General features: G+C 62.0%; 4 protein-coding genes and 1 pseudogene. 1 reads left to right on the forward strand and 4 read right to left on the reverse strand.

The genetic code is table 11. The annotated features are described in order from the left end of the window. Positions 1-310: pseudogene (locus EN994_RS20630) on the reverse strand (fatty acid desaturase); the annotation flags it as partial. A 112-nt stretch (positions 311-422) separates the two neighbouring features. On the opposite strand from EN994_RS20630, the gene EN994_RS20635 reads away from it, so the two are divergent. Beyond that, positions 423-1,334 (forward strand): LysR substrate-binding domain-containing protein, encoded by a 912-nt coding sequence (locus EN994_RS20635; protein ID WP_013532572.1) that lies wholly within the window; start codon positions 423-425, stop codon positions 1,332-1,334. A gap of 18 nt (positions 1,335-1,352) precedes the next feature. On the opposite strand, the gene EN994_RS20640 is transcribed toward EN994_RS20635, so the two are convergent. From EN994_RS20640 to EN994_RS20650, 3 genes are all read right to left on the reverse strand, one after another. Beyond that, the gene (locus tag EN994_RS20640; protein ID WP_013532573.1) at positions 1,353-1,625 is read right to left on the reverse strand and encodes a DUF3303 family protein; all 273 of its coding nucleotides are present in this window, start codon (positions 1,623-1,625) and stop codon (positions 1,353-1,355) included. Between the two features lie 18 nt (positions 1,626-1,643). Beyond that, entirely contained in the window at positions 1,644-3,107 is a 1,464-nt protein-coding gene (locus EN994_RS20645; protein ID WP_013532574.1) for a RimK family alpha-L-glutamate ligase, read from the reverse strand. Then, the coding region (locus tag EN994_RS20650; protein ID WP_127307771.1) for a GNAT family N-acetyltransferase/peptidase C39 family protein at positions 3,104-4,128 on the reverse strand (1,025 nt) is incomplete at its 5' end. The genes EN994_RS20645 and EN994_RS20650, both read right to left, overlap by 4 nt.

Raw genomic sequence — 4,128 nt, forward strand, 5'->3', positions numbered from 1 at the left:
AGCGGAACCAGTCCGCCGGCAGTGCGATCGCCAGGCTGCACACCCGCGCCACGAGATCGTTCAGCCGCTGCGCCTCAAAGGCCGTGCGATGAACCGTCTCGTGCAGCAGCGTGAATAGGAACACGATGAGGAGACCTTGCGGCAGCATCAGCAGCGGCCAGAACGGCACTTTGGCGGCGATCAGCGATCCGAGGATCACGATCGCACCCCAATGAGCGGCAAGCTGAACGAGGCCCGCGGCATCAGACTTGGCGGTCAGCCGGTTGCGCTCCTCCTGCGTCAACGATGAAATTACGTCGCGATGATCCACGGGCTTCGATCCAGGCTGGGATTTGATAGAATCCACTGTAGCGCATGAAAAATCTTTCCAAAAATGACGATTTCTGCGATTTAGATAAGCTGAACTTATCTATCCGGTGATCATGGCCGTACTTCCCTCTCTCAAAGGACTTCAGGCTTTCGAGGCTGCCGCCCGTACAGGCAGCTTTGCGGGGGCGGCGGAAGAGCTTTCTGTATCGGCCGCCGCCGTCAGCCAGCTCATCCGCACCGTCGAGGAGCAGATGGACCGCAAGCTGTTCCATCGCGTCAACCGGCGCGCCGTCCTCACCGAGGCCGGCGTCGAGATGCTGCCCAGGCTGACCATGGCCTTCCAGGAGATCGGCAGCGTCGCGCGCCAACTGGGCGGCGATGCGTTCCGCCCGCGCCTCGTGGTGTCGGTGCCGCCATCCATGGCCATGGGTTGGCTTTCGCAGCGCCTCACTGGTTTTGTCTCCAGCCATGGCGCCGTCGACATATCGCTCAGAGGCGAGGATGACCCGGTGCCGTTCGACCGTGAGTTGATCGACATCAGGCTCACTTATGGCCCGCACTATCGCGAGCACCCGACCGAGGACATCGTCCAGGACGCAGTCTATCCCGTGTGTGCACCCGGGCTGGCGGACACGATCAAACCCGAAGGCCTCGCCAGCCTGCCGCTTATCCATACCGGCTGGGGACCGACCGGTGCGTCCTTTCCGTCCTGGCACAACTGGTTCGAGGCGGCCGGCATCGAACCCGGCCGGGCAGCGCAGCGCGGCCTCTCGGCCAACTCATCGCGCGCAGCACTCGACCTTGCCATTTCGGGATTGGGCGTGGCGCTGGCGCAAGGGATCTACTGTGCCGAGGCGCTGGAGGACGGCCGACTTGTCAGGCCCCTCGCCCAAATGGTCGAGCTGCGCCAGCCCTATTGCCTGACGATCCCGGCGCGCAGCGCCAGACGCGATGTCGTGGACGCATTTCGCCAGTGGCTGATCGACGAGTGCCGGCGCGCAGTCGGCTCGCCGGCACTGCGTTGACGCGACACGCGGCAATCGTCAGAGGTGCCCGCTCAATGCCTCAGCCATGTCCTTGTTTGTCGCCACGGGGATGATCTCGAATTCCACCAGATCCGCCCATTCGATGACCCAACGCTGCAGCAGCGTGACGTCATCGGCCTCCACCAGCAGGAAGCAGCGGCTCATGTCCGCCGCGATCCAGCTGTGGTGCACGAGCAGCTCGTCCGGTTTCAGGCGGCCGCGGTCGCGAAAGCGGCGATAGATCTCCTTGCGATCACAGCCGGTGAAATCCTCGATCACGATAAACTGCATGTTCTACCCCCGATCAAATTACCGCCCCGGCCGGTCCAACCGCTCCAGGAACCACTGCGTCAGCCGCACCCAGACCTCGTCCTTCTCACCGGAATCCTCCCAGCCATGATCGAGGTTGGGATTGTCATTCACCTCGATGACGAAGACGCCGTCCTTGGTCTCCTTGAGGTCGACGCCATAGAGCCCGTCGCCGATGCAGCGCGCCGCCTTCACTGCCGTCTCGACGACATGCGCCGGCGTTTCCTTCAGCGTGAAGGTCTTGATGCCGCCCTGGTCGGGCTTGCCGTTGGCCTTGTGGTTGACGATCTGCCAGTGCTTCTTGGCCATCAGATAGTGCACGGCAAACAGCGGCTGGCCGCCGAGCACGCCGACACGCCAATCATATTCGGTCGGAATGAATTTCTGCGCGATCAGAAGGTCGGAATCCTCCAGCCATTCGGTGGCGAGCGTCTTCAGTTCCTCGAAATTGGCGCATTTCTTGACGCCGCGCGAGAACGACGAATCCGGGATCTTCAGCACCAGCGGAAAGCCCAGCGTCTGCGCCGCCAGTTCGAGATCCGAGGTGCCGGCGATCATCACCGTCGGCGGCACCGGCACCTTGTTGTAGGCCATCAGCTCGTTGAGATAGACCTTGTTGGTGCAGCGGATCATCGACAGTGGATCGTCGATCACCGGCATGCCTTCCTGCTGGGCGCGGCGGGCGAAACGATAGGTGTGGTTGGAGATCGAGGTGGTCTCGCGGATGAACAGCGCGTCGTAATTGGCGAGCTTGGCCAGGTCCCGCTTGGTGATCGGCTCGATTTCGACGCCCATCTTCTCGGCGATCTTGGCCCAATAGCGCAGCGACGAGATCTCCGAGGGCGGCAATTCCTCATGCGGGTCGACCAGCGTGGCGAAGGTATAGCGCGCCGGCGTGCGGCCCTTGGTGTCGCGCCACTCCCGGTTGGTGTAGGTTTCCAGGCACTGTATGAAGCTTTTTTCCTCGTCCTCGGTCATCCGCGCCAGCGGATGGAAGCCGATCTTGCGGATCGAGGCCCATTCGGCGCTGTCCTTGATGTGGACTTCGAGCGCCGGTGCGCGGAACCAATCGAACAACAGCTTGGCGAAACGGTCCCAGATTTTTGACGGCCCGATGCCGAAGAAGATGCAGACCTTTTGCGGAAAGGCGCCACCAAGATCCTTGCGGCATTTGTTGAGCGCCAGTTCCAGTTCCGGCAGCGCGTGCTCATAGAGCTTGCGTTCCGACAGGTCGATCATCGTCTCGACGGTCGGGATCACCTTGTGGCCGCGCGAGCTTGCCAGCAGCGAGGCATAGTAGCCGCGGCTCTGGTAGGCGTAATTGTTCGACAGGTTGATGACCTTCGGCCGCTGGCCGCGAAACAATGACGGATGCGCGAGATAGTCGCGATTGGTGATGATCTTGTGCGGTGTCGCCACCTGGTCGAGATCGCTCTGCCTGCCGGTAAGGATGACCCAGGTCATTGTCTGTCACGCTTTCCCAGAGTGATGGCGGCCCGCAGTCCATCGCGACCGAACTGCGCCATGTTCATGAAGATGCCGTAAGGCACGGGAATGTTGGCTGCATCAAGGATGGTCTCCTGCCTTTCATCCTCGACCCAAGGGTCGTGGATCAGGATATGGTCGCCGTCATCGCCGATCGCCAGCACCCAGTGCGGCACCTTCTTGCCGAACATCAGGAAGCCGCTGATCAGCACCAGCACCAGCTTTCCCCCAGCGATCGCAGCGCGGATATCGTCGATTGTGAATGCACGGTAATTCACCGGGATGCCGTAAAGTTCCGCGCGTCGGCGAAAGTCGACCTGGGCCAGTTCCATTACCCTGCGCTTGTCCTCGCTGCGCACCGATTGCAGGAACAGCGCGCCATAGAAGGAGACGTAGATCTCCACCGCGAGCCCGCTCTCATAGCCCGAGACAGCGAGGCCGAACGGCTCGCAACCCCCGGGACCCGACATCATGAAGACGGTCGTCGCTTCACGCCACAGGCGGATTTCCATGACCGGATCCGGCACGAAGCCGCGATCGAAATTGGCCATCGCCATCATCAGGCAGCACGGACCGCAGGTGAATTCACAGGTCTGCGGGTAGAACGGCACCTTGGTGGCGATCGGAATGTCGCCACGCAAGGTTTTTTCGTAGCGAAGTGCCGTTTCGCCATCCTCATAGTAGCCGGGCTCACGCCCGATCTTGCGATAACCGGCCCGTTCGTAGATGCGGATCGCGCGGCTGTTGTCTTCGCGAACTTCGAGACGCAGCATCATGCGGTCGTGCTCGAAGGCGGCATCTTCGGCGGATCCGAGCAGGATGCGGCCGACACCCAGCCCGCCGAAAAACGGACTGGTCGCAATCGAGTAGAGGCGCGCCACGCCGCTGCCTTTGCGAAACAGCACGATCGCATAACCGGCCACGCGGCCGTCGACTTCGGCGACCAGCGTCTCGGCGGTTTCACGCTCGATGAACAGTCGGAAGGAGCGGCGGGAAATAC

This window comes from Mesorhizobium sp. M7A.F.Ca.CA.002.09.1.1 (assembly GCF_003998555.1).
Lineage (GTDB): Bacteria > Pseudomonadota > Alphaproteobacteria > Rhizobiales > Rhizobiaceae > Mesorhizobium > Mesorhizobium ciceri.

What these genes read in the sequence shown, in the direction of transcription:
- EN994_RS20645 (WP_013532574.1), bottom strand. Translation starts at nt 3,107, where the DNA reads ATGACCTGGGTCATCCTTACCGGCAGGCAGAGCGATCTCGACCAGGTG.
- EN994_RS20635 (WP_013532572.1), top strand. Translation starts at nt 423, where the DNA reads ATGGCCGTACTTCCCTCTCTCAAAGGACTTCAGGCTTTCGAGGCTGCC.
- EN994_RS20640 (WP_013532573.1), bottom strand. Translation starts at nt 1,625, where the DNA reads ATGCAGTTTATCGTGATCGAGGATTTCACCGGCTGTGATCGCAAGGAG.